This window comes from Mesorhizobium sp. M1295 (assembly GCF_040318135.1).
Classification (GTDB): domain Bacteria; phylum Pseudomonadota; class Alphaproteobacteria; order Rhizobiales; family Rhizobiaceae; genus Mesorhizobium.
Genome location: NZ_JAMYLU010000065.1, coordinates 1 through 2,678, shown reverse-complemented (window position 1 = coordinate 2,678; position 2,678 = coordinate 1). Strand labels below are relative to the sequence as shown.

Here is a 2,678-nt window from a genome sequence, read left to right as displayed (position 1 = left end):
CAGCGCAAGATCATTCATGGTGGGTGTGGTCTCCGGGAAATGGTTCGGATCGGCTTAAGCAACCAAATCCTACGTCATTTCAACGGCTTGCGCCACATCCACCAACCCCCATGAATTTGGTTAGGTTGATGCGGCGTGCCGCCGCCGTGAGGCCGCGCTCGCTCAGCAGCGCGTCGAGAACGACGAGAAGATTCAGATCGAGCCCTTTGAAACGCATGTCTTAGCTATCCATAGCGTGGATGCATTTGATTGAAACAAACGATTTTACCAATTTTCCGGAATGTCGCATGGACTTGGCAGGACCTCACGTGCGCCGATCACTGCCTCTATCGCGTGGCGAGTCCCTTGAGAAGAGCCCGAAAGAGGAAATCTGTCGCGTGCGGTGGAGATTGTACTGGGAATGAGAGGCAGCGCTCCGATCATGTCGAACTCTCCGACGAATGGCGGACCGGTACAATAGTTGATCGCAACTGGTCCGGAGCTATGAAACATCTCGATTACATATGAGGTGCCGAGTGAATACGCTGACAGCACCCACCGTCGCAGCGTTTAGCTGACGTTTGACGACGGTTCCTATCCATTTACACGCAGATTCTTGATGTGCTGGCGCAAAAGCGGGAGGCCGGCGACTTTTCTTCGTCATCGGGCTGACGCCGCAGAAGCCGGAACTCGTCCGGTTCCTATGGGCATTGGGCTTGGTCGGTCGCACAGGCTCTATGAGGGGCAATTTTGGCAACGCGACGCGACTCGGGTTTTGAACGACGCCGAAAACGCAAGCTGGAAAGGAACAAGATGGCAGATCAACTCGCCAACGAAATAATCGCCATGATCAAGAAGCGCGCCGCGTCGGAGGGCGGCATAGCGCCTGCCACAGGCGGCGAGATAACGGCTGCCACGGGACTGACTTCGCTCGGTATCGATTCACTGGGATTGGCGGACGTTCTCTGGGACCTGGAGCAGGCCTACGGCATCGAGATCGAGATGAATACGGCCGAGGCATGGTCGGATCTCCAGAATGTTGGGGACATGGTGGAAGCCGTGCGCAGCTTGCTCGCTAAGGGGGTGTGAATGGACAGGCGCGTCGTGATTACTGGGATTGGCGGGATTTGCGGGCTTGGGACCAACGCCGCCGCCATTTGGACAGAGATGCGAGAAGGCCGCTCCGCCATCGGCCCAATCGTCAACTCCGAGCTCCATGAATTGAGGGTCAGGATCGGTGCCGAGATCAAGGCGCTGCCGGAGCATGACATCGACGGCAAGCAACTCATCTCCATGGACCGCTTCAGCCTGCTCGCTGTGCTTGCGGCGCGCGAAGCCATGCGTCAGGCCGGACTTTCCTCCAAAGAGGGAAATAGCTATCGCTTCGGTGCGACGGTGGGCGTTGGCGGCTGCGGGTGGGATGCGATCGAGCAAACCTACCGCGCCATCCTTCTGGGCGGTAAGCGTGCCGCTCTCTTGACTGTACCCAAGGCGATGCCGGGTGCCGCTGCCGGCCAGGTCAGCATGAGTCTCGGCCTGCGCGGGCCGGTCTTCGGCGTCACGTCCGCCTGTTCCTCGGCAAACCATGCGATTGCCTGCGCGGTGGACCAGATCAGGCTCGGCCGGGCCGACGTGATGCTTGCCGGCGGCAGCGAAGCGCCGCTCATATGGGGTGTGCTGAAGGCATGGGAAGCGATCCGCGTGCTTTCGCCCGATACTTGCCGGCCATTCTCGGCCGATCGCCAGGGCCTGTCGCTTGGTGAAGGCGCCGGCATGGCGGTGCTGGAAAGCTACGAGCATGCCCTGGCTCGGGGCGCCACCATCCTTGCCGAAATTGCCGGTGCCGGCCTTTCCGCCGATGCGTCCGACATCGTCGCGCCGACTGTCGAGGGGCCGGAGGCAGCAATGCGGGCCTGCCTTGCCGATGCCAGGCTGGACGCCGAGGATGTCGACTATCTCAACGCGCACGGCACCGGCACCAAGGCCAACGACCAGATCGAGACGGCGGCGATCAAGCGCGTCTTCGGTCAGCACGCCTTCTCAATGTCCATTTCTTCTACCAAGTCCATGCACGCGCATTGCCTCGGCGCGTCCGGCGCGCTCGAGTTGATCGCCTGCGTGATGGCTATCCGCGAGAGCGTCGTGCCGCCGACTGCCAATTATCGTGAGCTGGACCCCGATTGCGATCTCGACGTCACGCCCAATGTGGCACGCGAGCGCAAGGTGCGCGTGGCACTGAGCAACTCCTTCGCCTTTGGCGGCACGAACGCGGTTCTGGCGTTCAGGCAGGTGTAGAAGCCATGAGAGATGCCTCCGGCAACATTATCTCTCGCATCCAGATGCTTGCCGGATAACTATTGTGAAGGGCGGGTCATTGACCGCCTCGGCGAATGCGGGAAGTGGCAGCGGAAGCTCGACGATCCGGGGGTATCGTCTTTGCGAAATTCTTAACTGTTGAAGCGGCTTGGACGTACCGCCGCCCCGTAAAAGGTAAGCGAGGCCCTGCGGGCTCGGCTTGAGGGTCTGAAGCTGTACACGACAATGTCTGGAAGCCGCAGGGTCGGCTCTGCGCCCGTTATAGTCGCCTGAGTGCTGCCGGCCCGGCCGCGCCGCGGGCGCCGTCAACGAACTCCTTGAACCTGCGGACCTTGCCTGTCTTGGCCGACGCTTCGAAGCGCGCCGTCGTGCTGGCCTCCAGA

The 2,678-nt window shown here is 61.0% G+C and carries 2 protein-coding genes and 2 pseudogenes; 2 read left to right on the top strand and 2 right to left on the bottom strand.

The annotated features are described in order from the left end of the window. Nucleotides 1–115: 115 nt before the first annotated feature. A pseudogene (locus NKH29_RS32455) lies at nt 116–217 on the bottom strand (LysR family transcriptional regulator); the annotation flags it as partial. Between the two features lie 575 nt (nt 218–792). On the opposite strand from NKH29_RS32455, the gene NKH29_RS32450 reads away from it, so the two are divergent. Further along, complete coding sequence (locus NKH29_RS32450; protein WP_023679611.1) at nt 793–1,068, top strand: acyl carrier protein; 276 nt, start codon at nt 793–795, stop codon at nt 1,066–1,068. Next, a complete protein-coding gene (locus NKH29_RS32445; RefSeq protein ID WP_352453892.1) occupies nt 1,069–2,274 on the top strand; it encodes a beta-ketoacyl-[acyl-carrier-protein] synthase family protein in 1,206 nt (401 codons plus the stop codon). Here the strand turns inward: NKH29_RS32445 and NKH29_RS32440 are convergent. Next, nucleotides 2,261–2,425, bottom strand: a pseudogene (locus tag NKH29_RS32440) (LysR family transcriptional regulator); the annotation flags it as partial. The gene NKH29_RS32445 and the pseudogene NKH29_RS32440 sit on opposite strands and share 14 nt — an antisense overlap. Between the last annotated feature and the right edge of the window lie 253 nt (nt 2,426–2,678).